The 24,949-nt window shown below is 30.6% G+C and carries 24 protein-coding genes and 2 riboswitches; of the genes, 9 read left to right on the plus strand and 15 right to left on the minus strand.

The window, feature by feature from the left end:
- Positions 1–22: 22 nt before the first annotated feature.
- The 3 genes from AC5SLW_RS03730 to AC5SLW_RS03740 are packed head-to-tail and all read left to right on the plus strand — an operon-like array spanning position 23 to position 3,545.
- On the plus strand, positions 23–1,525 hold the full coding sequence (locus AC5SLW_RS03730) for an MmgE/PrpD family protein (protein ID WP_494574597.1): 1,503 nt from the start codon (positions 23–25) through the stop codon (positions 1,523–1,525).
- Positions 1,525–2,421, plus strand: coding sequence for a methylisocitrate lyase (gene prpB, locus AC5SLW_RS03735; RefSeq protein WP_006996772.1), 897 nt, complete (start codon positions 1,525–1,527; stop codon positions 2,419–2,421). The genes AC5SLW_RS03730 and prpB overlap by 1 nt, the downstream gene beginning before the upstream one ends.
- Entirely contained in the window at positions 2,421–3,545 is a 1,125-nt protein-coding gene (locus AC5SLW_RS03740) for a bifunctional 2-methylcitrate synthase/citrate synthase (protein ID WP_006996771.1), read from the plus strand. Before prpB ends, AC5SLW_RS03740 begins: the two co-directional genes overlap by 1 nt.
- Here the strand turns inward: AC5SLW_RS03740 and AC5SLW_RS03745 are convergent, their stop codons facing one another.
- The 3 genes from AC5SLW_RS03745 to AC5SLW_RS03755 are packed head-to-tail and all read right to left on the minus strand — an operon-like array spanning position 3,546 to position 7,133.
- Complete coding sequence (locus AC5SLW_RS03745; protein ID WP_006996770.1) at positions 3,546–4,172, minus strand: class I SAM-dependent methyltransferase; 627 nt, start codon at positions 4,170–4,172, stop codon at positions 3,546–3,548.
- Between the two features lie 4 nt (positions 4,173–4,176).
- A complete protein-coding gene (locus AC5SLW_RS03750; RefSeq protein ID WP_011282174.1) occupies positions 4,177–5,190 on the minus strand; it encodes a ribonucleotide-diphosphate reductase subunit beta in 1,014 nt (337 codons plus the stop codon).
- A 5-nt stretch (positions 5,191–5,195) separates the two neighbouring features.
- On the minus strand, positions 5,196–7,133 hold the full coding sequence (locus tag AC5SLW_RS03755) for a ribonucleoside-diphosphate reductase subunit alpha (protein ID WP_494574600.1): 1,938 nt from the start codon (positions 7,131–7,133) through the stop codon (positions 5,196–5,198).
- Positions 7,134–7,288: 155 nt separating this feature from the next.
- Here AC5SLW_RS03755 and AC5SLW_RS03760 point away from each other — a divergent pair, with 155 nt between their 5' ends.
- The 3 genes from AC5SLW_RS03760 to AC5SLW_RS03770 all read left to right on the plus strand — a co-directional run bounded on the left by AC5SLW_RS03760 (position 7,289) and on the right by AC5SLW_RS03770 (position 10,190).
- On the plus strand, positions 7,289–8,743 hold the full coding sequence (locus AC5SLW_RS03760; protein WP_494574602.1) for a phosphomannomutase/phosphoglucomutase: 1,455 nt from the start codon (positions 7,289–7,291) through the stop codon (positions 8,741–8,743).
- A gap of 70 nt (positions 8,744–8,813) precedes the next feature.
- Positions 8,814–9,002: a hypothetical protein gene (locus AC5SLW_RS03765; RefSeq protein WP_271617086.1), complete on the plus strand. Its 189-nt coding sequence runs from the start codon at positions 8,814–8,816 to the stop codon at positions 9,000–9,002.
- A gap of 45 nt (positions 9,003–9,047) precedes the next feature.
- Positions 9,048–10,190, plus strand: coding sequence for a glycine cleavage T C-terminal barrel domain-containing protein (locus AC5SLW_RS03770; RefSeq protein WP_494574604.1), 1,143 nt, complete (start codon positions 9,048–9,050; stop codon positions 10,188–10,190).
- A 110-nt stretch (positions 10,191–10,300) separates the two neighbouring features.
- Here AC5SLW_RS03770 and AC5SLW_RS03775 read toward each other — a convergent pair whose 3' ends face one another.
- Positions 10,301–14,869, minus strand: coding sequence for a DEAD/DEAH box helicase (locus AC5SLW_RS03775; RefSeq protein WP_494574606.1), 4,569 nt, complete (start codon positions 14,867–14,869; stop codon positions 10,301–10,303).
- Positions 14,870–15,311: 442 nt separating this feature from the next.
- Between AC5SLW_RS03775 and AC5SLW_RS03780 the strand changes: the two genes are divergently transcribed.
- Positions 15,312–15,875: a hypothetical protein gene (locus AC5SLW_RS03780; RefSeq protein WP_494574608.1), complete on the plus strand. Its 564-nt coding sequence runs from the start codon at positions 15,312–15,314 to the stop codon at positions 15,873–15,875.
- Positions 15,876–15,878: 3 nt separating this feature from the next.
- On the plus strand, positions 15,879–16,256 hold the full coding sequence (locus AC5SLW_RS03785; protein ID WP_494574610.1) for a hypothetical protein: 378 nt from the start codon (positions 15,879–15,881) through the stop codon (positions 16,254–16,256).
- Positions 16,257–16,295: 39 nt separating this feature from the next.
- On the opposite strand, the gene AC5SLW_RS03790 is transcribed toward AC5SLW_RS03785, so the two are convergent.
- From AC5SLW_RS03790 to AC5SLW_RS03810, 5 genes are all read right to left on the minus strand, one after another.
- Positions 16,296–16,619 (minus strand): hypothetical protein, encoded by a 324-nt coding sequence (locus tag AC5SLW_RS03790; RefSeq protein ID WP_494574612.1) that lies wholly within the window; start codon positions 16,617–16,619, stop codon positions 16,296–16,298.
- A 4-nt stretch (positions 16,620–16,623) separates the two neighbouring features.
- Positions 16,624–17,106 carry a hypothetical protein gene (locus AC5SLW_RS03795; protein ID WP_494574614.1) on the minus strand — a complete coding sequence of 161 codons (483 nt, stop codon included), beginning with the start codon at positions 17,104–17,106 and terminating at the stop codon, positions 16,624–16,626.
- 417 nt (positions 17,107–17,523) lie between these two features.
- Positions 17,524–17,895: a hypothetical protein gene (locus AC5SLW_RS03800; RefSeq protein WP_494574616.1), complete on the minus strand. Its 372-nt coding sequence runs from the start codon at positions 17,893–17,895 to the stop codon at positions 17,524–17,526.
- Positions 17,896–17,972: 77 nt separating this feature from the next.
- Positions 17,973–18,371: a hypothetical protein gene (locus tag AC5SLW_RS03805; RefSeq protein ID WP_494574618.1), complete on the minus strand. Its 399-nt coding sequence runs from the start codon at positions 18,369–18,371 to the stop codon at positions 17,973–17,975.
- 55 nt (positions 18,372–18,426) lie between these two features.
- On the minus strand, positions 18,427–19,017 hold the full coding sequence (locus AC5SLW_RS03810) for an outer membrane beta-barrel protein (RefSeq protein WP_494574620.1): 591 nt from the start codon (positions 19,015–19,017) through the stop codon (positions 18,427–18,429).
- Positions 19,018–19,179: 162 nt separating this feature from the next.
- Between AC5SLW_RS03810 and AC5SLW_RS03815 the strand changes: the two genes are divergently transcribed.
- Positions 19,180–19,536: a hypothetical protein gene (locus tag AC5SLW_RS03815; RefSeq protein ID WP_494574622.1), complete on the plus strand. Its 357-nt coding sequence runs from the start codon at positions 19,180–19,182 to the stop codon at positions 19,534–19,536.
- Positions 19,537–19,676: 140 nt separating this feature from the next.
- On the opposite strand, the gene AC5SLW_RS03820 is transcribed toward AC5SLW_RS03815, so the two are convergent.
- The 6 genes from AC5SLW_RS03820 to AC5SLW_RS03845 form a co-directional block, all read right to left on the minus strand.
- Positions 19,677–20,582, minus strand: a complete 906-nt coding sequence (locus tag AC5SLW_RS03820; protein WP_494574624.1) for an aminotransferase class IV — start codon at positions 20,580–20,582, stop codon at positions 19,677–19,679.
- Positions 20,583–20,674: 92 nt separating this feature from the next.
- The gene (locus AC5SLW_RS03825) at positions 20,675–20,860 is read right to left on the minus strand and encodes a hypothetical protein (RefSeq protein ID WP_006996719.1); all 186 of its coding nucleotides are present in this window, start codon (positions 20,858–20,860) and stop codon (positions 20,675–20,677) included.
- Between the two features lie 25 nt (positions 20,861–20,885).
- Positions 20,886–22,229, minus strand: a complete 1,344-nt coding sequence (locus tag AC5SLW_RS03830; RefSeq protein ID WP_494574626.1) for an NAD(P)/FAD-dependent oxidoreductase — start codon at positions 22,227–22,229, stop codon at positions 20,886–20,888.
- Between the two features lie 117 nt (positions 22,230–22,346).
- Positions 22,347–22,898 carry an OsmC family protein gene (locus AC5SLW_RS03835; protein WP_494574628.1) on the minus strand — a complete coding sequence of 184 codons (552 nt, stop codon included), beginning with the start codon at positions 22,896–22,898 and terminating at the stop codon, positions 22,347–22,349.
- A gap of 4 nt (positions 22,899–22,902) precedes the next feature.
- A riboswitch (SAM riboswitch) is annotated at positions 22,903–22,967 on the minus strand.
- A 3-nt stretch (positions 22,968–22,970) separates the two neighbouring features.
- Positions 22,971–24,032 carry a homocysteine S-methyltransferase family protein gene (locus AC5SLW_RS03840; RefSeq protein WP_494574630.1) on the minus strand — a complete coding sequence of 354 codons (1,062 nt, stop codon included), beginning with the start codon at positions 24,030–24,032 and terminating at the stop codon, positions 22,971–22,973.
- 67 nt (positions 24,033–24,099) lie between these two features.
- A riboswitch (SAM riboswitch) is annotated at positions 24,100–24,164 on the minus strand.
- Between the two features lie 295 nt (positions 24,165–24,459).
- The gene (locus AC5SLW_RS03845) at positions 24,460–24,666 is read right to left on the minus strand and encodes a DUF1737 domain-containing protein (RefSeq protein ID WP_006996714.1); all 207 of its coding nucleotides are present in this window, start codon (positions 24,664–24,666) and stop codon (positions 24,460–24,462) included.
- Between the last annotated feature and the right edge of the window lie 283 nt (positions 24,667–24,949).

Raw genomic sequence — 24,949 nt, forward strand, 5'->3', positions numbered from 1 at the left:
TTTGCACAATTAAGGAGGCCTAATGATTTCACATAAAGTTAAAGTTTACCCATCAAAAATTGATTTACCTAAAAAAAATCAATTAGCATGGAAAATTGCTGAAATTGCCTCTGATAATGCAAAATTAGATAAGGCAGCCATTGAGATGGTTATTAATAGAATAATTGATAATGCTTCAGTTGCCATTGCTTCTTTAAATAGGAGAGCGGTTATCTCTTCAAGAGAAATGGCCCTAAAGCATCCTAGAAAAAATGGTGCAAATTTATTTGGTATTGATTCAAAATTAAAATTTGATTGTGAATGGGCTGCTTGGTCCAATGGAACAGCTGTTAGAGAGCTTGATTTTCATGATACTTTTTTAGCAGAAGATTACAGTCATCCTGGAGATAACATTCCACCCATTTTAAGTGTTGCTCAACAAACTAAAAAAAGTGGACTAGATTTGTTAAGAGGAATTATCACAGGTTATGAAGTTCAGGTTAATTTAGTTAAAGGAATTTGTTTGCATAAACATAAAATAGATCACATAGCACATTTAGGACCAAGTGTTGCTGCAGGTTTGGGTACAATGTTAAAACTTAACACTGAAACAATTTATCAAGCAGTTCAACAAGCTCTACATACAACAGTTTCAACAAGACAATCTAGAAAAGGTGAAATCTCTAGTTGGAAAGCTTACGCCCCTGCTCATGCTGGTAAACTTGCAATTGAAGCAGTTGATAGAGCAATGCGTGGTGAAGGTGCTCCAAGTCCTATTTATGAAGGAGAAGACAGTGTTATAGCTAGAATATTAGATGGCAAGAAAGCTTTATACAATGTGCCCCTTCCAAAGAAAAAAGAATCTAAAAGAGCGATACTTGAGACCTATACAAAAGAATATTCAGCTGAGTATCAGTCTCAAGCACTAATAGATATTGCTAAAAAACTTAATAAGAAAATTCCTAATTTAAATCAAATTAAAAAAATTGATATTTACACAAGTCATCACACTCATTACGTAATTGGAACTGGTGCAAATGATCCACAAAAAATGGATCCAAATGCAAGTAGAGAAACACTTGATCACTCTATTATGTACATTTTTGCAGTAGCACTTGAGGATGCTGATTGGCACCATGTTAAATCATATACCAAACAAAGAGCTAATAGAAAAAGCACTATAAAAATTTGGAAATCAATTACGACGTTTGAAGATAAAAAATGGACTAAAAAATATCACGATCCTAATCCAAAAAATAAATCATTTGGTGCAAGAGTTGTAGTTACTTTAAATAATGGTAAAAAAATTACAGAACAATTAGATAGAGCAGATGCTCATCCTTATGGAGCACGTCCGTTTAAAAGACAAAATTATATTAATAAGTTTTTAACGTTAACAGACGGTATCTTAGATAAAAAAGAGAGTGCACGTTTCTTAAAAGTTGTTCAAAATCTTAAAAACCTTAAAGCTGGAGAGTTAAATAAATTAAACATCCAGGTTAAAAGAAGTCAGATAAAAAAAAATACGAAACAAGGAATTTTTTAATGCATTTTGTAGAAAAAGAGCCCAGTCAAAAAAGAGCTGACTTTGTTAGTAAACTAAAATCAAATAAAATTTTAAGAGTTCCTGGTGCTTATAATCCACTAACAGCAAAACTAATTGAAGAAATTGGGTATGATGCAGTTTATGTATCAGGTGGAGTTATGGCTAATGATTTAGGATTTCCAGATATTGGTTTAACTACGCTGCAAGATGTTAGTACTAGATCTTATTTAATATCTAGAGTTACAAGTTTACCTACCATCGTTGATATCGACACTGGTTTTAAGTCTTGTGAAGAAACTATTAAAACTTTTGAAGAATTTGGGGTGTCAGCAGTTCACTTAGAAGATCAAGTAGAACGAAAAAGATGTGGTCACTTAGATAACAAAGAATTAATTTCAACTGAAGCAATGGTTAAGAAAATTAAAGAATGTGTTGCTGCAAAACAAGATGAAAATTTTAAAATTATAGCAAGATCTGATGCTAAAGGAGTTGAGGGAATAGATAAGATGATTGATAGATGTAAGGCATATATTGATGCTGGAGCTGAAATTATTTTCCCAGAAGCTTTACAGGATGAAAAAGATTTTGAAAAAGTTAGAAAAGAACTGTCCTGTTACTTGTTAGCGAATATGACAGAATTTGGAAAATCTAAGTTATTCAATTACAAAGAGTTAGAAAATTTTGGGTATAATATTGTGATTTATCCGGTCACCACACAAAGATTGGCTATGAAAAATGTAGAAGATGGTCTTAGAGACATTTTTGTGAATGGACATCAGAACAACATTATTGATAAAATGCAAACTAGAAAAAGACTTTACGAGTTAGTAGAATATGAAAAGTACAATTCGTTAGATGAAAAAATTTATAACTTTAGTACGGAAGGACATGAATAATGAGTGATGATATTAAAAAAGGTTTACTAGGGATAGTTGTTGATGAAACAGAAATTTCAAAAGTTATGCCAGAGATCAATTCTCTTACTTATAGAGGTTATGCAGCTCAAGATTTATGTGCAAGATGTGATTTTGAAGAAGTTGCTTACTTAATTTTAAATAAAGAATTACCCAATAAAAAACAATTAAAAGAATTTAAGAAAGTATTATCTAAAGAAATAACTTTATCTAAAAATTTATTAAGTATTTTAAAAAAAATACCTAAAAAATCTCATCCAATGGATGTTGCAAGAACAGCTGTTAGCGTCATGGGTCTTGAAGACAAAGAAACTAAAGACAGCTCACCAAAAGCAAATTTAAGAAAGGCGATTAGAATTCTTGCAAAAACACCTACTGCCTTAGCAGCTTTTTACAGACTTCGAAAAGGAAAAAAAATTATAGCTCCAAAGAAAAATCTTACTTTTTCTGAAAACTTTTTCCATATGTGCTTTGGAAAAGTTCCTGAAAAAGAAATTGTTAAAGCTTTTGATGTATCACTAATTTTATACGCTGAGCATAGTTTTAACGTATCCACATTTACTGCAAGAACTATTACCAGTAGTTTATCTGACATTCATGGAGCAATCACAGGTGCGATCGCTAGTTTAAAAGGTCCTCTTCATGGTGGTGCTAATGAAGAAGTAATGCACATGATGAAGAAAATTAAAAAACCTGAGAACGCTTTAAAATGGATTACGAAGGCTCTTAAAAACAAAGATGTGGTGATGGGATTTGGTCATAGAGTTTACAAAAGTGGAGATTCAAGAGTTCCAACCATGAGAGAATACTTTAAAAGAGTAGCTATTATTAAAAAAGATAAAACATTTGAAAAAATTTATGACATTGTTGAAAAGGTAATGATTAAAGAAAAAAATATTTATCCAAATGTTGATTACCCGACAGGACCTACTTACCATTTAATGGGTTTTGATACTGATTTCTTTACTCCAATATTTGTGATTTCAAGAATTACAGGTTGGTCAGCTCATATTATGGAACAACATGCTGCTAATAAATTAATTAGACCACTTGCAAGTTATAAAGGTAGTAAGCACAGAAAAGTAATACAGCTTAACCAAAGATAATTAATTTTTTTCTATTTTAGCAAATCTTTCGAAAATAATTTCTGATTTGAGATTGTTATCTCTAACAAATTCATCTATGGCTTGTTTGACCCCTGGTGCTTGACTTAAGTTGTAGTCATCACAAAGAATGGTTCCATTATTATCTAGAACTGGTTTTGAATAATGAAGGTCATTTTTAACCGTCTCATAAGCATGTCCTCCATCTAAAAAGACATAGTCAATTTGAGACATATCCATCTTTTTTAAAAGTAAATTTGAATTCCCTTTAATTAAATGAATATTTTCTTTAAATTTTTTTAAAAGATAGGTTACCGCCTCAACTGAGTATGGATCTTGTCTTAAGATATATTTAAAATATATTTGCTTTAACGGATTATTAAACTTAGTGTTTGGTATAACTTCATTAGCATTTTCAACACTCTCACCAAACAAATCTAATCCTATATATTTGAAATCATTTCCATGAAGGCCGTGTAATAACTCACAAACATTTCGTGCTGTAACACCATGAAACACACCAATCTCTAGGAAATTTTTAGGTTTCTTGGAGGCTATTTCATTAAGAAAATGCTCTCCAATACCTTCTTGTTTAAGGCTAGTTTTTCTAAAATATTTCTTATATTTCAAAAGATTAACTAAAAGCTTCTGTCCAAGTTCCTTGAGTTGCTGCTTTAGAATATTCAGTGGAACGACCTTCGAAGAAGTTCATGTGTTCAACTGCATTCAACATAGAATCTAACCAAGTAAGTGGGTTTTTGTCCACATCATAAATTGGCTCTAATCCAAGCTGAGATAATCTTCTATTAGCAATAAATCTTATATAAAGTTTTACATCTTGTGCTGTAAGACCTTGCATAGGACCCATTTCAAAAGCTAAATCAATGAAAGCATCTTCATGCTCAATGATTGTTCTACATGCTTTGTAAAGTTCTGCTTTTAATTCAGGAGTCCAGATTTCTGGGTTCTCATGAATGAACTCTTTAAACAATCTAATCATAGAATTACAGTGCAACGTTTCATCTCTTACTGACCAAGTAACAATTTGGCCCATCCCTTTCATTTTATTATGTCTTGGGAAGTTAAGTAAGATTGCAAAACTTGCAAACAATTGTAAGCCTTCAGTGAACGCACTAAATACAGCTACTGTTAATGCAATATCTTTTTTTGAACTCATGTCAAAATTTTGCATGTAGTCATATTTATCTTTCATCTCTTTATATTTCATGAACGCAGAATATTCAGACTCAGGCATTCCAATCGTATCAAGTAAATGAGAGTAAGCTGCGATGTGAACTGTTTCCATTGAAGCAAAAGCAGTCATCATCATTAAAACTTCTGTAGGTTTAAACACAGTTGTATAATGTCTTAAATAACAATTTTGTACTTCAACATCAGCTTGAGTAAAAAATCTAAAAATTTGTGTTAATAAATTTTTTTCAGATTGAGTTAAATTTTTCTGCCAATCTCTAACATCATCACCAAGAGGCACTTCCTCTGGTAACCAATGGATTCTTTGTTGAGTTAACCAAGCATCATAACACCATGGATATCTAAAAGGTTTGTAAACTGGGTTTTCAACTAGTAGTCCCATTTTTTGGGGTTTAACTATTTCCTCTTTTGGTGGTTGAATAATTTTAGTATTCATTTTTTCTACTGACATGATAGGCACTCCTCGTATTCTGGTTGTTCAGTTGTTTGTGGTTTTGATTTGTAAACATTTGCGTTAACATCTGTTGCTTTAGTGTCATTAACATTTTCCGCACGTTGAATTGATTTTGATCTACAATAGTAAAGACTCTTTAAACCTTTTTTCCAAGCATCAAAATGAATTTTGTGTAATTCTCTTTTGTGAATATCAGCTGGTACAAATAAGTTAATTGATTGAGCTTGAGATATATACGGCGTTCTATCTCCACTTAACTCAATAATCCATTTTTGATCCAACTCAAAAGCAGTTTTGAAAACATCTTTTTCTAAATCAGTTAAAAAATCTAAATGAGAAACAGATCCTTGATTTGTTGTAATCCCAGACCAAACATCATCAGTATTTTTCCCATGTTTTTCCAATAATTCAACTAAGTATCTATTTCTAACATTAAATGAACCTGAAAGAGTTTTGTGCGTGTAACTATTTGCTGCAACTGGCTCTACTCCAGGGGATGCTCCACCACAGATAATAGAAATAGAAGCTGTTGGTGCAATCGCAGTTTTGTTAGAAAATCTTTCATTATAACCATAATCTGCAGCATCTGGACAAGCTCCTCTTTCATCAGCTAAATCTTTTGAGGCTTGATCAACATGTTCTTGAATATGTTTGAATATCTTTTTATTCCAAGCTTTACTCATCACAGATTCAAGTGGAATACTATGTTTCTGCAAATAAGAATGGAAACCCATAACACCTAGGCCAACACTTCTTTCTTTTTCAGCAGAATATTTTGCATCATCAAATTGCTCTGGAGCTCTTTCAATAAAATCAGTCAATACATTATCTAAAAATCTCATAACATCATTAATCATAACGTTGTCATCTTTCCACTCATCATACTTTTCTAAGTTTAAAGATGATAAACAACATACAGCAGTTCTATCTCTGCCATTTTTATCTATTCCTGTAGGTAATGTAATCTCACTACAAAGGTTAGAAGTTTTAACAGTTAGATTTGCTAACTTATGGTGTTGTGGAATTTGTCTGTTAACTGTATCGATATAAATAATATAAGGTTCACCCGTTTCAATTCTTGCAGTTAATAATCTAATCCATAAATTTCTTGCAGAGATCGTTTGTTGTACAGTTCCATCAGCAGGACTTTTTAGTGCCCACTGTGCATCTGTTTCAACCGCTCTCATAAATGCATCAGATACTAAAACACCATGATGAAGGTTTAATGCTTTTCTATTTGGATCTCCACCTGTAGGTCTTCTCATTTCTATAAATTCTTCAATTTCTGGATGTTCAATTGGAAGATAACAAGCAGCAGATCCTCTTCTTAATGAACCTTGGCTAATTGCCATTGTTAACGAGTCCATTACTTTAATGAAAGGAATTATTCCTGATGTCTTTCCAACTTTACCAATTTTTTCTCCAATAGATCTAAGGTTACCCCAGTAACTTCCGATCCCACCACCTTTAGCAGCTAACCAAACGTTCTCACTCCATAAATCTAATATTCCATTTAAACTATCTGATGCTTCATTTAAAAAACATGAAATGGGTAAACCTCTTTTAGTTCCCCCGTTTGATAAAACTGGAGTTGCTGGCATGAACCATAAATTACTAATGTAGTTATAAATTCTTTGTGCATGTAAATTGTCATCAGCGTATGAACTTGCAACACGAGCGAATAAATCTTGAAAAGATTCGTTATGACCTAAGTAACGATCTTTTAAAGTTGCTCTACCAAAGTCTGTTAATTTATTGTCTCTTGATCTATCAATTTTAATAATGATACCTTTTTCATTTTGAAAAAGTTCAGTGTCATTGCTAAGTGAAAATAAATCTGGTCCTTTATTTTTTGAAAGTTCGCTATTATCTGGGCTATATTCGGAGACAGCTTTCTTGAGTGCCTGTGATAGAATTTTGTTCATATTTTAAGTTTATTTTAGTTTTTTTTACAAAACAACTATATGTTGTATGCTGAAAGCATTGATACACCATATAAATCATTATTCAACAGAACGTTTATAGAACATAGAAAAAAAATATCAATAAAAAAATTAAATTGATTGTAGAAACATAAGCAATGACAACAGAATTAAAAATAGATCCGTATGGCTTCAGGGAGTATGACGCGAGGTGGTTGTATGAGAAGGACATAAACAGAATCGGAATAGAGAATCTAGGTAAAGGTTTAGGCACTCAAATTATAAAACATACAAAAAAAGCGAATCCAAGAGTAATTGTTGGTCATGATTATAGATCTTACAGTGAAGAAATAAAATCTGCACTTAAGAAAGGTCTACTTTCAACAGGATGCAATGTTGAAGACATCGGTTTATCATTATCCCCTACTGTTTATTTTGCACAATTTAATTTAGATGCTGATGCTGTTGCAATGGTTACTGCTAGTCACAATGAAAATGGTTGGACTGGAGTTAAAATGGGTATCAAAAAAGGTTTAACCCATGCACCAGAAGAGATGAAAGAATTAAAAGAGATAACTTTAAATGAAAATTTTACAAAAGGTGAAGGAGTTGAAAAACAAATAGAAGGTTTTCAACAAATTTATAAAGACGATTTAATAAATAAAAATAAAATAACAAAAAAAATTAAAGCAGTTGTTGCTTGTGGAAATGGAACCGCTGGAATATTTGCCCCTGAAATTTTAAGAGGAATTGGTTGTGAGGTAATAGAGCTTGATTGTGATCTTGATTGGACTTTTCCAAAATATAATCCAAATCCAGAAGATTTAGAAATGTTATATGCAATCGCAAAAGCTGTAAAAGATAATAATGCTGATATTGGTTTTGGCTTTGATGGTGATGGTGACAGAGTTGGTGTAATTGATAATTTGGGGGATGAAATCTTTTCAGATAAAATTGGATTATTGATTGCAAGAAACTTATCTAAAACTCATAAAAATTCTAAGTTTATTGTCGATGTTAAATCAACAGGACTGTATGCAACTGACAAAGTTTTAAAAGACAATAACTGTCAAACCATTTATTGGAAGACAGGTCACTCACACATTAAAAGAAAAGTTAATACTGAAAAAGCTTTAGCTGGATTTGAGAAAAGTGGTCACTTTTTCTTTAACCAACCTTTAGGTTTTGGTTATGATGATGGAATAAATTCTGCAATTCAAGTGTGTCATTTATTAGATAACGAAAACAAATCGATGAATGAGATTATAAAAGAACTGCCTAATACTTTTCAAACTCCAACCATGGCACCTTTTTGTAAAGATGAAGAAAAATATCAAGTAGTTGAAGAGTTAGTTAAACAAGTAAATGAATTAAAAGATAATAAAACTAAAATTGATGACCAAGAAATAAGTGAAGTCTTAACCGTTAATGGTATCAGATTTTCTTTTAAAGATGGATCATGGGGATTAATTAGAGCCTCATCTAATAAACCATCTCTTGTAATTGTTACTGAAAGTCCAACATCGAATGAGAGAAAGAAAAAGATCTTTGATTTTATTGATGATCTTTTACAAAAAACTGGCAAAGTTGGCGAATATGATCAAAAAATATAAATATTTACTAATTTTTATCCTCCTGTTTACCTCTAAAAGTCACGCTTTAAGCCCTGAATATGAGAAGGAATTGTACATTGGCTGTTACTCTAACTCTAAAGCTTATATTGGCCCAGATGGCGCTAAAATATACTGTCAGTGTACCGTTGATAAATTAAGCGCAAAATTTAGTGATGAAGAGATGGATGAAGTCTTCAGCAAAGAGCCTGAAGAGATTATGGAGCAAACAGCATTTGCGACAGAAGATTGTGAAAAATAATAATTAAAGCTTTTCAAATAATCAAATAATTAATAGGTTTTGAAAATGGAAGATAAGAAAAACTTCGGTTTTGGAACTCAAATTAGAAAATCTCCTTACTTTAACTCAACTGTTAAATGGGGTGCAACTGGCTTTTCAGTTTATAATCATATGTACATTCCTCGTGACTTTGGTTCTCCTGAACAAAACTTTTGGAATTTAGTCAATGAAGCGATTTTATGTGATGTTGCAGTAGAGCGACAGGTTGAAATTACAGGACCCGATGCTACAAAATTTATTCAACTCTTGACCCCTCGAGATCTATCAAAGCTTTCAGTTGGTCAATGTAAATATGTTTTAATTGTAAACAATGAAGGTGGAATTTTAAATGATCCAGTTTTATTAAGATTAAAAGAAAACCATTATTGGTTGTCTCTTGCTGATAGTGATATTTTATTATGGGCACAAGGAGTTGCAATCAACTCAGGTCTTAATGTTAAAATTATTGAGCCCGACGTTTCCCCTCTTCAATTACAAGGGCCAAACTCTGGAAAAATTATGGAGGCTTTATTTGGTGAAAGTATTAATGATCTTAAATATTATTGGTTACGTGAATTAGATTTAGATGGCATTCCTTTAATAGTCTCTCGTACCGGTTGGTCAAGTGAACTAGGTTATGAATTATATTTAAGAGATGGCTCTAAGGGAGATGAGTTATGGGAAAAAATAATGGCAGCTGGTAAACCACATGGATTAAAACCAGGTCACACATCATCAATTAGAAGAATTGAAGGTGGAATGTTATCTTATCATGCAGATGCAGATATTAACACTAACCCTTATGAAGTTGGATTAGGAAGACTTGTTAATCTTGATACCAACATAAACTTTGTTGGTAAAGATGCTTTAAAAAAAATAAACAAGGATGGCATTAAAAGAAAACAAGTTGGAGTTATCTTAGATAGTGATCCTTTAACTGGACCTAACACTACTTTTTGGGAAATCACTAAAGACAATGAAGTTGTTGGTAAAATAACTTCTGCAGTATATTCACCAAGACTAAAACAAAACATAGCCCTTGCAATGGTTTCAATTAACAATTCAGAAATTGGAACAGTGCTTGATGTTAAAATGAATGATAAAATCGTTAAAGCAACTGTTGCTGAAAAACCTTTTTATGATCCTAAAAAGAAGCTAGCTAGTAGCTAACATTAAGAGTATTTATAAAGCATGCTAAAACCAAAAGATTATATTTCCCTGTATTTACTGGTTATTATCTTAACGGTAGTCTCAGTTAACTTCATGTACCGTCTTTATTTTTAAACTTCCTCTGAATTTAAAACTCTATCTTTTCTAAAGGTTCTATTTTCTCCTGATTTATAATCATAAGTTTTTAAATACTTATCCTCAATAGATATTATCTTTATCTTTCTTGAACTTTTAAAGCCAGAAGCGCCTGAATAATCTATACTGTAAGTCTTTTCAGCTTTCCATTTAAATTTGACATTTGTACTTTTGAATTCTTGTCTAACTGGGGCACTTCTTCTTTTTTTTCCAGAACCTTTTTTACAGCTCATACAAACAATTCCAATACCTGAACTTAAATTGCTGTCTTTAAATGATTTTAGATTTTTAAGTTTTTTACATCTATCACAATACTTCTGTTCTCCATCATTTGTTTTTTGAATTGACTCTTGAATTTTATATTGTGAGGTATTTATTTTTCCATTTTTCTTAAAGGTCTCCTTAAGTTTCTGATCTAAGTATTTTACTGGATTATCAGAGATATTAAATTTATTTAATCTTATAAAATTAACACCATACGTTTCTAAAGTTTTTTGTCTTTCTTCATGTTCTACAGTATAATAATCTTCATAGTTACTATCTGTGATTAGATCTGTACTTTCAAAATGCTCTTTAAGTCCATCATATTCAATAACTGACTGTTTTGTTTTGCCATCAGAGTTATAAATAACAAGAAAATCTACAACAAATTTTGGGTGATTATATTCCATATATAGTTGTTTAAAATATTCTCCAATTGGAAATTGAGATTTAACTTCAATTTTATCCTTATTCTCTAAATAGAAAGGTGTTTGTTTGAACCAATCTAAAACCTTAGCTTCCATTGGAGACTTCGGGTCTAATTGTGATTTGCTTGGAAGCTTTTCTTCACTTGAATATATATTGTGAATAAACCTGATTGCATTACCTATTTCTTTATTAAAATCATCTGGCTTTTTACTTAAAACAAAAACCATTTTTTCCTGAACCCTGCTTAATCCAACATTTAATCTTTGAGCTTTTTTGTCTCCAAGTTCTTCAAGATCAGTTCTTGATAGATCAGTTGGAAATATCCAGTTTAACTTATCTATATTTTTTGTGGCAACCATTGAATAATATACAATTTCTCTTTCTTCACCTTGACATGTATCAAAAGTCATTATTTTCAAATGAAGCTTTTCAAAAAAATAATCCTTATCTTTATGTTTGGTAATTAAGTTAGTAAGATTTTTTTGTTGATCAGAAAATGGTGTGATTATTCCAACTGTAGTTTCGTCTCCACTTTCTTTAATTTTTTCTAATTGTTTAACAATATATTTGGCTTCCTCATCATTCGTATTCCCTATTTCTTTATCAATTTCATAATCTAAAACTTCAAAATGTATAATGTCTTTGATAGATTTTGATCTCAATCTTATTGCTTGTAAATCATTGTTATAAAAAGTTTTTGAACAATATGCTATATGCTCAGGATAACCCCTAAAGTGCTTTTTAAGCATTGCCCCATAATTTGCAATTCTTTCAAAAAAATCTAATATCGATGTTTTAACGTTAAAACTTTCTAATCTTTCAAGCTGTAGAGGGTCTTTTGATATGTTATTTTTAAAAACTTTTCTTAAATTATTTAACAACGCATTATTTTTAATAGATGTCGCCTGATATGATTGTAAGTTACTGAATTGCTTTTTATCCCCTAAAACTAATATTTTTTTTGCTCTTATAATAGCAGGGAATGCTTGAGCAATACTAACCTGTGAAGCTTCATCAATAATAATAAGATCAAACATACCAGTATCTAGATCTATATATTCAGCAAAGTCTCTTACGCTAGAAATAATACAAGGAAAAGTATTTTTTAATTTAGAAAACTGTTCTTTAGGAAATTTTTGCTTAGCTCTAATTATTTTACTTAAACTTTTTGCAGTATTTTTATTTGTATCATAAAAACTAATTATCTTTTCATCAATTATGTCAGTCATTCTTGTAGTATAAAGCGATTGAGCTCTTTTCATTAATGTTGCATAATCGAAATTTTCTGAGTTATCAAAAATACCTGAAAAGAAATTTTCTAAATTATAGTATTGCTTTATGTAATCTACGGTGTCTTCTTCAAGGAGTGCAATCTTGTTTTCAAACAAAGTATCTACGTCATTTTCTATAATACCTAATTTTTTAGATTGCTCTTTATTTTCAAAAACTATTGATAAGGTGTGTTTATATTTTTTAATAAAATCTATTTGTTCATATAAAGCAGAGGGTTTACTCTTTTTAATGATTTGAATTAATACTTTATAATCTATTTTATTTTTAGAACAAAAAGTAAAAAACGTAGAAGCATAGTTTGCAAAAAATAATAATTTTTGATCATGTTTTTTTAAATCAATAGCTTCCTTAGTTTTTAATTTTTTTTCAATTTCATTTTCAATCTTAATTATTTGATTTCCCTTTAAAAATCCTCCAAATACACCATCAGTTAATTTTCTATATTCAGAAACTTTTTTTCTTAAAAAATCTATCGTGTCCTCATTTATGATACCATAATTGTAAAATAAATTGAAATCAGCTTCACCATCTTTTGCATACATGTCAATTAATTTAAGGTTGTCTAAGTAATTTTTAAAGTCTAAAAATTTTTTTGATTTATAAATTTCTTTAAATTCATCTACAACAAATTCATATTCAGATATTTGATTAAGATTATCAATAAAGGTATCTAATGATAAATCTTCACTCGTTAAATTATTGTTTTGGAGATATAAATTAAAGGCTTTTACATCAATAACAAGATCTTCCTTGGAACATTCTTTTGAAACCACAGCAAATTCTTCAAATTTACTTTTATCGATATTTTTATAATGATCAGAAAGTATTTTTAAACGATCATTAACTACTCCAGAAATTTCACTTATTTCTTTTTCAACTTCTTTTCTGTGTGTTTTTTGTGCTCTATGAAAGGTTCTTAAATTATCGACAGAAGTTTTAGCTAAAATTTTATTATAAGTATTTCCCATTTTACCAAGTCTTAATATGGGATTTTGAATGTTATGCTTACCTCTTACTTGATTCAAAGTAGTATTAATTTTATTTTCCACAACATCTAATGCTTCTCTGGTATCAGATAAAATCAAGATAGATTTAAACTTTAAAATATAATCAAACGCTATTGCGGAAATAGTGTGTGATTTACCTGTTCCAGGAGGACCCTCTACAACTACATATTTACATTTTTCGTTATTAAGCGCCCTTAATATTTTTAATTGTTCAGGATTAACGGGAATAGGACTTTCATAGTTTAATCTATCATTAACTTCTAATCCATCCCACTCATCTTCAATATTCTCATTCACCACCTCTGGTTCATTAATTAAAAAATCTGTAATTAATTGTTTAAACATTCCGGCAACATCACTGTCACCTTCAAGAATTTTCGATAAAATATCTTCATAATCATTTACTAATGCTTCATCTGATTTGTCAAAGACACAAAAATAACAATTGTTTGAAACTGCAAACTCAAGACTTTTTGAGATTTGTTTCGATGAATTTTTAAAGTCTATATTTCCATCTGTTCTTAATTTAGAAATTAAATTTTGAATAATACCAGTTAATCTCTCAGATAAGTTCTCTTCTTCAGATATGTAGAGCTTTCTCTCCTCATCAAATGTTTCAACTTTTTTATCTTCTTTAAATAAAACTTGAAAAGCATATTGAATAGCTTTTTTATTAACAAACAGTTCGTTAGAAAATCCAATTTTGAAATGGCTTTCAGTTGAATATTCTTTAATATTAACCTGTGTATAAAAAAGTGGAAATCTTTTTTTCTCTATTTCAATGTCCCCAAAGTACAAATAAATTTCTTTCTTATCCAAATTCTTTTGTGAGTTGACTATTTCCTGGAGATCATAATAAAAATCTTTTACTTCAAAATTTGAAAAATAATTTAATAAACTGGCCGCTATGTCACTTTTATTAAATAGGCTAGATATATCATCCTTAGGTTTATATTTTTGATCTGCTAAAATGTTATTAAAAATTGATGGAATTTGTTCGACTAAGGGGTCTAATATTAATTCCGTCAATCCTAGCTCTAGAGTGTATAAAGATTCAAATACAAAGTTACTCTGGCTACCAATTAATGGATCCATTTTTTCAGAAATTGGTTTAATTATTATTTCTGTAAGCTCTTTCTTAATGATTTCATTAATTTGATCATAAGCTTCATCAGGTTTATTTTTATGTGATAATGCAAACTCTTTTATTGTTTTGGTAGATAGGGTTATTATCTTTTCTATATCCTTGTCTTTGATTTGTTTTGTTAATTTCTTTAATAAATCTACAGAAGTGTCATTAAGCTTAACTGTATGAGTACCTTTTTTTACTGAAATTTCTTGCTGAAACGGTTCTGTTTTATTTAGAAGTTTTCTAAGTGACTCATTAAAATTTTCATATTTAGATAAATCAATTCCTATTTTAAAGTTTTTTTCGTTATTTAATCTAATATATCTTTTGGGAAATCTAGTTGACTTAAAACCACTTTGTAAAAAATCCATAAAATATTTACAAAGTTCTTCAACAAATATATTTCTAGATTGTTGTGTAGACATAATCTTTAACCTACCAAAAACAATTTAACTTTACTATCTGATTTTAATTTCACAAATAAAACAAAATTGGAGCAAATTTACAACAAATGGATGTGATTAAAATAGAATCATGCATTGGATTTCATTCCTTTTCGCCCGTTTACGTTTCTTTTCATTGTTCTCCTCTTTACGTAGACCCCTCGATAAGAGAAGGGGTGAAACCATTACTAACTTTAAACTACTCACCTTAAAAAAAACAACCAACATTAGGAGTTCGATATATGGAAATAAACGGTATTAATAAATACTGTCATGTAAGCGCTTACATTGCTTATGATAACTGCAGCCCAGTTTACAAACAAACCTTCAAGTTTGAACTAAGTCCAAGTACCCATAACAGCATTATATGGGAGAAAATAATCAAAATACTCAAGAAAAACGGAATAAATGTGGAGCTTAAATCATGAAGCGGTTCTTAATTTTTGTCTCAGCTCATTTGTTTTTGTTTCTATTAGTCATTGCTTATCAAGCCCAAGCAGATCATGAGGAATGGAACATTAATAAATTTGAAAAGTTAGTTTATGCAAGAGTTTCAGGTGAAGTTACCCACGGAGACTCGCTTAATTTTTTTATACACGTTAATGATGATTGTGATCGTGTGTGGAACAATTTTACATTTTACACTTATGAAAAACCAGGTGATATCAAGCAATTAATAGGTAAGCACATCCCAATAAGAATTAATAACCAAGAAGAAACTGCTGAAGTTGAGGCAGTAACACCATTTTTAATGGGTTACCGAGTTTTGTTCTCTATAGGTACTTTTGATCTTCAAAAATACATCTACAAATTAAATGATTTTTATAACGAAGAAAAAAGATTTGAAATTGAAATAATTGATGGTGTTGGTTTTAAAGCAGCAAAATACTTTGACATCCCAAATAATAATTGGAAATTAGATAAACTTGTACCCTCTGTTTTAGAAGCTCGTAAACTTTGTAAAACTATTGATCAGGTGGGTAGTTAGATAATGTTAAGAATTATCTTACTTATCTTAATATTATTACCCACAACCTCTAACGCTGATCAAGGTTTAAAAATCTCATGTCTTAATATGAAAGATGTAATCATTGGAAGAAAGCTTGATCCTTTAAAATTTACAATGCAAGCAGTTGGTCTTGAATACTTTGATAAAGAAAAGGGTGAATTTATTATGATTGAAGCTAATAAATTAGATATTGGTGAAAACCAAGTAACTGCAAGATTTGCTGATTATGAATTAGGGTTTCAAATGATTGTATTTGATGGAGATACAGAACCTAGCATGACCATGTCAAAGTACGACTTTAAAAATAATAAGTTCTTAGAGCATTATCAGTGTGATTTTGAAACTACAAATATAGAATAAAAACTTAAAACTATAATTCCTAAAATCTTTTTCATATTATTAATCCAAATTCCTAATCTCACAATTAGCATAATCAAGAGCTTCCCGAGCAAAATCTCCTGCATCATTTACAAAACTTTGTAGAGATCTTTGATAATCATCTACTTCATACCTGTATCTATCTAGATCACTATTATAACTATTTATAGTCCAGTCATCACATGTGTGAGTATTGCTAAACTCATTTACACAAAAAGGAACTGATGGCTTTGATGGTTTACTGTATGTTGATGGAGCTGATGGAGCTCTTGGTTCAGAGCACCACGCAAGAGCATAAGTTGGAATAAATAGACTAAGAACTATTATCCCTAAAAGCTTTTTCATTAATTTAATAACCTAAAGGGCAAATTTCTGCACGACCAATTGTCTTTGCACTAAGACTGCCAAGTTGATCATAGAAACAAACTTTATTCATACCAGAGGCTATATCAAAACTAAAAAATCCAGGAGGCTGTTGAGTTTGTGTCGTTGTTCCTGATGCTGTTCCAGAATTCAAAATAGCTAAACCTAATAATGCATTATTAAATCTTGCTTGTCTTTCTTGAGCACTAACTGGTCGAGACCAAACTTTTACTAATTTATTACTAGTATCAAAAAATTCATATCTCCAAATATCAGCACCGGCAGCATCTGCACAATGAAAGCCTCTTAAATTACCATCATTAAAAACCAACTTTGGTTTTACTAAAGCAACTTTTCTACACTCCTTCTGATAATCTGTAAAATTTGTTCCAACGTTTAAAGCAGTTTGATTAATTGCACATCCACTCAATAACAAACCTAGAATTATGACTCCTAAAATCTTTTTCATGAACCAAGATCCTAGCAAATTCCAAATCAGGTGTCTAGGCTATGGAATGAGAGTTAATCAACTAAAAGATTGTAGAATTTAAAGATTGATTAATAAAACTATTATAGCGATAGCTATTAACACAGCACTGACAATGATATAATTCAATCTAATATTAAATTTTTTAAAGACTATTTCAGTAATCTTTTCCCAGAATAATACGATCAAGAAGATGATTATAGCTGGCAGAATATATTTGATCATAAATCCATAATTATTGTGTAAGCTAAATAAGTAAGTTCAATGGCTAATAGTATTTCAAGTCCAGACATAATTTAAACCTACCAAACCTTATATCAGGTGTCTAGGTGATGGAATTAACTAATATTAAAAAGGATTAAAGAAGCCTGAGGCGTTGCTGTTGATTAAAGATTACTTTTATTTTACAGGTATTACAAAGTTTGGTGTGTATGTTCTATGCTTATCAGTTATAGAGTCTGTAATACCAAAATCAATTAGAACACTTCCAGCTAGTTTTGCATCTTCAATTTCACTCGGTATGCTACCAAATCCTGTTTTTCCATTTGAAGTTTTACAATCATATTTTAACGCATCGTCTGAACGTCTAACCATTTGTGTCCCAGGAATATCTACTTGATACTGAGCTCTCTTGTTTGAAAGTTTACAATTCCCTGAGCTTCCATCGCTAAATGAGAGTGTAACTGGCACCTCTGCATCATTAACAATAGTTGCACAAGAAGTTAGGAATACTAAAATTGTGGTAGAAATTATAAATTTAAGCTTTAACATAATTAAAAATTTCTATCAGTTCTCAAAACTCTTGTAAAATTTTTGATTTTTTCTAAAGCATAAGCTTCATCAACTACTTATAACTTTGCTCTATGAACATAACCAATTGATGTGGCTATAAGCTCTAAATAAACTATTTTATTTTTTGCAGCTATAACTTCATCGCCAATTGGATCCATTCTCCAAACTAAAGGGGTACCTACAGGTTTCTTTACAACTATTTCATACATGTCTGGTACGACATCTTCCTGAATAAAAGCTTTGCTTGGCAGGTAGTAAGATGATGATGTGGATCCGCTGATATTAACCGCTGGTGTGTCTAAGCTTATTAATGAACCACCTTTTCTAAGAATTATAATTCTTGATTTTTCTGGTTCAATTTTTAATCCTAAATAAGATCCACCAGTTGGTGTTACCTTTGGTAAACATCCTGATAAAAATATACTTATAAATACAATTCCTAAAATTTTTTTCATGACAAAAAGACCAGCAATAATTAAATCACTGGTCTTAAATCTTTTAATTTATTTGTTAGAAATTGTAACTGAAACCAACATTAATACTGTCAACTTCTTCACCATCCAAATCATACATAGAGTAACCTACTCTACCTTTTAGATTTACTAAGTTGACTTCTAAACCAACACCATAAAACACATCTGTACCATCTTCATCAGCGTTTGCTGTTGCGGTTGTAGAAGCAATACTAAGTTCACTATCCCATTGGTGAACACCTAATTTACCATAAAGCATTACACCTTCTGATAGTTCATATTTTTGTTTAACACCAACACCCATTGAAGATGCTTTAACTGCTAAAGTCGCTGTAGCATTGAACTCATATGTAGTTCCTTCATATATAAACTGATTACCACTTACCCCTGATAAACTTGACTCACCAAAATCATTATATGAAACTTCAATATCCATTGTATCACTTATTGGCATTCCAGCGTATAAAGAATAACCATTGTCTTTTTCATCTAAAGTGGAACTAATATTTGTAATACCAGAATCTATTTCATTATTTAAGTAATCTATACCAATGTAAAACTCCTCAGATTTTACGGTCTGAAGTCCTAGTAGAGAGAAAGTAAATAACAATATTGTTAATTTTTTCATTTTTTTCCTTTAATTAATTAATTAAGTTTCTACTCTATAAAAAATAAAATAGATAAATAGAGAAACTATTACATGTAATAATTACATGTAATAACTACGTGTAAAAGAATTACCTTTAAGAATTTTATTTTATTTTTACTTAAAATTCTTTAAATTTAAATTATGAGAATTAAAACATATGCATCAGTTCTTGCAAATGATTTTGATGAAAAAAAAGGTTTACGCTCAATTAATAAATTTCGTAAAGGACCAATACATTATAAGTTATGGCTCTTAATATTGGACAACTATTTAAATAAAATAGACACCACAACAGAATCTATAATGGTTTTTTTATCTAAAAATGCTTCTAGAAAAACTATAAGCCTTATTTTAACTGAACTTGAAAATGAACAATTAATAATAAGGAAGAAAAGTATATCTGATAATCGTATTACATTAATTGAACCCACTCAACTTACAATACAAGAGTTTAATGAATGGATTAAGACCTTCAAATCAGCACTAAATAGTATTTAGGGTTAAATTAACATTTTGTTAAAATAATTTATTATTAAATATTTATATTTATTCTTTAATTATTCACTAACCAAACCTTAAATCAGGTGTCCAGTTGATGGAATGAAGACAAAGATAACTGTTTGTTTAATGTTCATTTTTTACAATATGTCATTTATAGATGTGCTCCACATAGGATCTGAATGCTTATCCCAATAGAGTTTGTGAATTTTTCTTGTAATATCCCCTACCGTTCCTTGTTTAATATTTTCCCCACTTACTTTTGTTATTGGCATTACCCCTCCTGCTGTTGAAGTTGCAAATAATTCTTTAGATGATTTTAACATTTCAATCGTTATAGATTTTTTATTAACGTTAATATTTAATTCTTTTGCTAAATCAATAACGGTTTGTCTTGTAATTCCTTCTAGTACTCCATGGTCTGGGGTATTAATTCCATTTTCATCAACAGAGAAAATATTAAAGCCTGGGCCTTCTGAGATATTATTATCCTCATCTACTAATAAAGCAGTATGATGTCCTCTCTCATAAGCATCAAGCATACCGGTGACTAAATCCATCCAATGATAATTTTTAATAGTAGGATCAACTGAACTTGGAGGAATTCTTGTTATATCGGTTAAATATACATCTAATCCTTTTTCAAAATCTTCTGGTTTAAGTATCCAACCAAAGGGTACTGCAAAAGCCATAAAACGTGGTGTCGCTTTACGAGGATCTCTAACAAAGTTTGGAGACATTCCTCTTGTTTGTATCATTTCAACATAAGAGTCTTCAAGATCAGCTTTTTTAACACAGCCTGCTAATATTTTTTTTATTTCTTCACGACTAAGTCTGCATGGCATTCTCAGTTTTTCTGTTGATTTAAAAAAACGATCAATATGTTTATCTAATTGAAAAAATCTACCCTTCCAAACATGGACAACATCATATGTGGCATCAGATCTTAGAAAACCCCAATCTAAAATAGGAATTTTAGCTTCAGAAAGTTGAATGAATTCACCGTTCATCCATGCCGATCCTTTTGGAAAAATATCACTCATCATCCAACCCTACCAATATTCAAATCAGGTGTCTAGGTGATGGAATTAGCTAACACTAAATAAGGATAAAGAGATCCTGAGAATGGGTAATATTGTTATTTAATAATCCAAAAAATGATATTTATTATATAAACCAAAATACCATAAAATAAGAACATTAGAAATTTGTCTTTTCCTGACTTTTCTTTCCAATTCAAAGTAAATAACGCAGCAGGTGATGCAACTAGTAAAATAACCCCAACAACAATTACCAATACTGATAAAATTATAAATACATTCATAAATTAGTTTTTATCATATATTTTCTTAAATATTAAATCTGTCTTTAATTGCATAAAACCACACCGCTAATCTAAAATAAAATGTTCTTAACTTAGGGAAGATAAACTTCTTAGGTAATCCTTTATAAATTTTTGAAATATCTAACTCTTTACTGTTTGATAATACTAACTTAGACAATTGTTTTCCAGTCCAAGGAGCAGCACTCACTCCAACCCCATTATAACCAAATCCATAATAAATCTCTTCATTATCAATTTTACCAATAGAGGGAGTTAATTTTTGAGATAAAGCAATTAATCCCCGCCAATTGTAATCAATATTAATATCTTTCCATTGAGGAAAAATATCTTTTAAAAATTTTTCCATTTTCTTAGACATATTTAAATTAGATTGATCACTGCCACTTAAATCCCCTCTAGTGCCAAATAAAATTCGGTTGTCAGGTAACTTTCGATAATAATATAAAAGATTTTTAGTATTAGCTATTGGGGAAAATGTTTTAAAATTATGTTGGTCAATTTCTTGCTTCGTTAAGGGTTGGGTGACAATAATATTTGAAATTACTGGTAAAATTCTTGAATTCATCTCCGGGATTAAGCCTTCTTGATAGAACCCATTTGTTGCAACGACTATTTTTTTTGAACGAATAGATCCTTCTTTCGTCCTTAAAATATAAGTGCCCTTATCTTTATCAATTTTATCCACTTTAGTGTGCTCGAAAATCTTTAGTTTTTTAGATAAAGCATATTTTGCAATGCCATTAACAAATTTAAGAGGATTGATTGCAAAACCAGGTTTATAAGAAAAAGCTCCAAATTGCTCTGTGCCACCATGGCCAATTTTATCAAAGTCTTCTTTAGAATAAATTTCAGTTTCAATACCAAACTCTTCTCTGTAAGCTTTGGCTTGTTCTTTAATATCTTTAAACTTATTTGGATGATGGGCTACAACGTAATTACTATCCCCCGTTACATCACAATCAATATTATATTCTTGTATAATATCTTTTGTATAATTTGAGCCTTCAACAGAGTTTTTAAAGAACTTTTTCGTTTCATCATTGCCGTAAATTGCTTGCATCTTTTTAAAAGACATCTTACTTGGTGGTAGAGAACAAAAACCTGCATTACGAGATGATGCCCCCCAACCTATTTTTCCAGCTTCAACTAAAATGACCTCTAAATTATGATTTTCTATTAAATTAATTGCACAGGATAAACCAGTGTACCCTCCACCTATTACAACAATTTCTGAGCTGACATCTTTATTAAGTTTATCTAGATTTAAATTTTCGCTTGAATGATCTTCCCAATAACTACTAACTGGGGTGTTAAATTGATAAATATCAGAATGATAAATATTTTTCATTAACAAGACCCTAGCACGCAATTAATACTTAATTCTAGTCAAACTTCTAATTTTTTAGGATTTGAAATGAACTTAAAAGACTTAAGCCCTATTTTCATAGGGCTTAAATTAGATTAGTTAAGCAGCACTTGCTCTTTGCTCTATGTGCTCTTTATTATTAGAACTTGAAGAAACCTTTTGAAACAATTTAATAGGAACTCCTTTTGATAAAATATCTAATACCGGGCAATGTGTATTTACCGTATCAATCAATTTATCTATTTCTGCTTTAGGTGATGAAGATTTAATATCAACAGTACCAGAGATGGATTGAAAGCCAGGTCTAGTGTTTTTATTTAAAGCTAAAAAACCCTGAAGATCTAATTCACCTTTTAATTTAACACTAACACTCTCAATATTAATACCCGCTGCTGTAGCAAATGCTTTATAGGTTATCTCCTGACACGTTGCTAACGCTGCTAATATTAACTCTACTGGGCTGGGTCCCTCATCTTTTCCACCAAAACTTTTGGGTTCATCAACAACTAATTTATGCTCTCTAAGAGTGACTACAGATTGAAGTCCTTCTTTAAGAATTGAGTTGCTTTCATATTGGACCAAAGCATTTTTGGGGTTGGCTGTAAAATCCTTCTGTAGATTACTTATTGTTTCTTTTAGATTGTTACTCATTTGTTTTCTCCTGTTTTAGTGCTTCGACATATGTCAGGCGCACAATTTAGTTAAATGCCCTTCTTAATTTATTTACGCTTTGTCTCCATATTCAGTCATATGTTTTGGAATTCTTTTATTTTTTCCATACATAAAATGATTTTCCATGTTCTCTCGATATTTACTTGCTGGAACAGTTAAACCAATAGATTCAGCAACTTCCCTAATCAACATTGGGTTTGCTCCACAACATACTCCAAGGTAATTAATACCTAAGGCATAAGCATCTTTTGCAAATTTACCTATTTCATATCTATTACAAAAGTGTGGGTCCAATGCTGTTGGAAACGTTCTTCCATGAGGTGATGGACATGCACAATTACTTCTGTCCGGTAGATTAAAAAATGTTGGGTAATCTTCACTGGTTCTATAAGGAATAGGTAAAGCTCCAACATGACATTTAACTGCTTTTCTAATTTCTTTTAAAAAAGGAAACATGGTAGCAGGTCCTCTAAAACAATTTAAACCAACAACATCAGCCCCTAATTGCTCTAGCTCTTTACAGGTATCAACAACGGATTTTCCATCTCTCATTTTATTTTCACCCATTGGAGATATGGTTAATACAGTTGGTAAACCTGTTTTTTTCATAACTTCTAAAGCTTTAAAAGCTTCTTCAGCATAATAAAAAGTTTCACCAATTAACATATCAGCACCTTCTTCAACGGCCCAACCAATCATCTCTGTAAACATTCCTTCAACTTCTTTTTGAGATTGTGGATCATTATGTTTCCAGATATTTGAATTTGAAATATTACCTGCCATCAAATTTGGTTTTGATCCTTTAGGAGTATCTAGTGCTACTTTTTTAGCAATTTTTAATGCTGAACGATTTAGTGGTTCAAGAAGTTCTTCTTTACCAATAACACGCATTTTTTCTCTGTGTCCATTATAAGTAAAGGCCTCAACTACATCAGATCCTGCGTGTTGAAATTCTCTATGTAAGTTCTCTAAAACTTCAGGATGATCTAATGACACCATTGGAACAAATTCCCCTGATGACATGTACCCACGTCTTTCTATCTCAAATAAAAAACCTTCTGCGCATATAACAGGTCCTTTATCTAATCTTTCTTTTAATTTATTTGTGCTCATTTTTTTTCCTCTTGTTTTGGAGAAAAAAGGTCACAAAATAACAAGAGGGTTAAATCCATAGGCCTCTTTTCTCCTTTTTAGTGCTTAAGCAAATGCAGGGCGCACAATATGGTTCAACTGCCCGGCTTAATTTTATGAAAGATAAAAAAAAACCACCTGTCTAAAGCGGTGGTTGAAGCGTCGCTTTAGCAGGATTTATAACGCGCTCTGCAATTTAACTTAAATCAGCGCACCTAAATATAATCAACTTTCTCTCAAACTGTCAATTGAAAAAATAAATAATAGTTAAAATTATGAGAATAATGACAATCCAAATACTAAGATTAGTTAAGAATTGCTTTAATTTAGAATTAGATTGTAGAAAAGCTGGGAGTACTAATAAGAGTATCCCTAGCATATAAACAAAGGGTAATATCTGATCTGCCATTTATATCGATGATAGCTTCATCTTTTTGGAATACTTTTTCTGAGGTGAATTTTTTATAACTGCTTGAGCACAACGCATGACCCCTCTTTTTTTATCAAAAGTCATTTTGGGTTCACCATACAATTTCCATCCATTGGATATGGCCTCCGTTACACGATGGCAAAATTCTGAAGTGTCGTCACTTGTAATAAATCTATAACCTTTCATAATCAGACCTTAACAAGTCCTAAATCGGGTGTCTATATCTAGGACGATTATTACTTAATGAAATAATAAGATTGGTTAAGAATTTTTGTAATAGAGAATCTTTTAAATACTTTTATCAATAAATTCATATAACTCATTAAGTGTTATACTTATGTTAATTATAATCCTGTATTAAATGAAATTTAAGTCATTATTCAACTAGACAAAATCATTAATTAATATAAATGATGATGAATCAACTCCTCTTAAAACTTATTATTAAATTCTCTAGCTAGATTTTAAC

The organism is Candidatus Pelagibacter sp. PS_40 (genome assembly GCF_059417765.1).

Excerpts from the sequence above, each read along its gene's own strand:
- AC5SLW_RS03755 (WP_494574600.1), bottom strand. The coding sequence starts at position 7,133 with ATGAACAAAATTCTATCACAGGCACTCAAGAAAGCTGTCTCCGAATAT.
- AC5SLW_RS03775 (WP_494574606.1), bottom strand. The coding sequence starts at position 14,869 with ATGTCTACACAACAATCTAGAAATATATTTGTTGAAGAACTTTGTAAA.
- AC5SLW_RS03820 (WP_494574624.1), bottom strand. The coding sequence starts at position 20,582 with ATGATGAGTGATATTTTTCCAAAAGGATCGGCATGGATGAACGGTGAA.
- AC5SLW_RS03845 (WP_006996714.1), bottom strand. The coding sequence starts at position 24,666 with ATGAAAGGTTATAGATTTATTACAAGTGACGACACTTCAGAATTTTGC.
- AC5SLW_RS03760 (WP_494574602.1), top strand. The coding sequence starts at position 7,289 with ATGACAACAGAATTAAAAATAGATCCGTATGGCTTCAGGGAGTATGAC.
- AC5SLW_RS03825 (WP_006996719.1), bottom strand. The coding sequence starts at position 20,860 with ATGAATGTATTTATAATTTTATCAGTATTGGTAATTGTTGTTGGGGTT.
- AC5SLW_RS03780 (WP_494574608.1), top strand. The coding sequence starts at position 15,312 with ATGAAGCGGTTCTTAATTTTTGTCTCAGCTCATTTGTTTTTGTTTCTA.
- AC5SLW_RS03815 (WP_494574622.1), top strand. The coding sequence starts at position 19,180 with ATGAGAATTAAAACATATGCATCAGTTCTTGCAAATGATTTTGATGAA.
- AC5SLW_RS03750 (WP_011282174.1), bottom strand. The coding sequence starts at position 5,190 with ATGAATACTAAAATTATTCAACCACCAAAAGAGGAAATAGTTAAACCC.
- AC5SLW_RS03810 (WP_494574620.1), bottom strand. The coding sequence starts at position 19,017 with ATGAAAAAATTAACAATATTGTTATTTACTTTCTCTCTACTAGGACTT.
- AC5SLW_RS03835 (WP_494574628.1), bottom strand. The coding sequence starts at position 22,898 with ATGAGTAACAATCTAAAAGAAACAATAAGTAATCTACAGAAGGATTTT.
- prpB (WP_006996772.1), top strand. The coding sequence starts at position 1,525 with ATGCATTTTGTAGAAAAAGAGCCCAGTCAAAAAAGAGCTGACTTTGTT.
- AC5SLW_RS03805 (WP_494574618.1), bottom strand. The coding sequence starts at position 18,371 with ATGAAAAAAATTTTAGGAATTGTATTTATAAGTATATTTTTATCAGGA.
- AC5SLW_RS03800 (WP_494574616.1), bottom strand. The coding sequence starts at position 17,895 with ATGTTAAAGCTTAAATTTATAATTTCTACCACAATTTTAGTATTCCTA.
- AC5SLW_RS03830 (WP_494574626.1), bottom strand. The coding sequence starts at position 22,229 with ATGAAAAATATTTATCATTCTGATATTTATCAATTTAACACCCCAGTT.
- AC5SLW_RS03730 (WP_494574597.1), top strand. The coding sequence starts at position 23 with ATGATTTCACATAAAGTTAAAGTTTACCCATCAAAAATTGATTTACCT.
- AC5SLW_RS03790 (WP_494574612.1), bottom strand. The coding sequence starts at position 16,619 with ATGAAAAAGCTTTTAGGGATAATAGTTCTTAGTCTATTTATTCCAACT.
- AC5SLW_RS03785 (WP_494574610.1), top strand. The coding sequence starts at position 15,879 with ATGTTAAGAATTATCTTACTTATCTTAATATTATTACCCACAACCTCT.
- AC5SLW_RS03770 (WP_494574604.1), top strand. The coding sequence starts at position 9,048 with ATGGAAGATAAGAAAAACTTCGGTTTTGGAACTCAAATTAGAAAATCT.
- AC5SLW_RS03840 (WP_494574630.1), bottom strand. The coding sequence starts at position 24,032 with ATGAGCACAAATAAATTAAAAGAAAGATTAGATAAAGGACCTGTTATA.
- AC5SLW_RS03795 (WP_494574614.1), bottom strand. The coding sequence starts at position 17,106 with ATGAAAAAGATTTTAGGAGTCATAATTCTAGGTTTGTTATTGAGTGGA.
- AC5SLW_RS03740 (WP_006996771.1), top strand. The coding sequence starts at position 2,421 with ATGAGTGATGATATTAAAAAAGGTTTACTAGGGATAGTTGTTGATGAA.